This is a genomic window from Streptococcus sp. GMD1S (assembly GCF_000296875.1).
Lineage (GTDB): Bacteria > Bacillota > Bacilli > Lactobacillales > Streptococcaceae > Streptococcus.
On the sequence record NZ_AJQY01000403.1, the window covers coordinates 1 to 737 of the forward strand.

General features: G+C 44.0%; 1 protein-coding gene. It reads right to left on the reverse strand.

The window, feature by feature from the left end:
• A partial coding sequence (locus tag GMD1S_RS10650; protein ID WP_000316086.1) for a galactokinase occupies positions 1-737 on the reverse strand: 737 nt, incomplete at both ends.

A 737-nucleotide genomic window follows, 5' to 3' on the forward strand; every position in this document is an offset into this window, starting at 1 on the left:
CCCAAGGTCTGAATATCCAAGGCAACTTGCAATTCTTCGACAGCTTTTTCACACTCAGCACGGCGTTCATTGTACTTAGAGTCCGCCAGTTCACGACGTTTGTTGGTATTCATGATAACAACGACATTGTCCTTCAAATCAAGTGGCACCAAGTCGTATTCTAACGTATTGGTATCCAGGTAAATGGCCCGTTGGTCAGCTCCCATACCGATAGCAAACTGGTCCATAATACCAGAGTTGACTCCGATAAAGTTATTTTCTGTTTGTTTTCCGATTTTAACCAAATCCAAACGGTCTAGTTTTAAACCAAAGAGATGCTCTGCCACAACCCCTGTCAAAAGTTCCAAAGATGCTGATGAAGACAAGCCTGCACCATTTGGGATATTCCCATAAACATAAAAATCAAACCCTTTGTCAATCACATGTCCAGCTTCTTGCAAGAAATGAAGAACCCCTTTTGGATAGTTGGTCCAGCTGTGCTCTTTTTCAAATTTGAGGTCAGCAAGAGGCACTTCGATGATACCATTGTCCTCAAAGTTGGCTGAGTAGAAACGCAAGACTTGGTCGTCACGCTTGCGAGCCGCTCCATAGGTTCCCAAGGAAATAGCAGCTGGAAAAACGTGCCCACCGTTGTAGTCTGTGTGTTCACCAATCAAATTGATACGACCTGGTGAAAAGAAAGTTTGGTCTGCTTCTTGACCAAAAACGGCAAGAAAGTCTTTGCGAAGGGCTTCAGT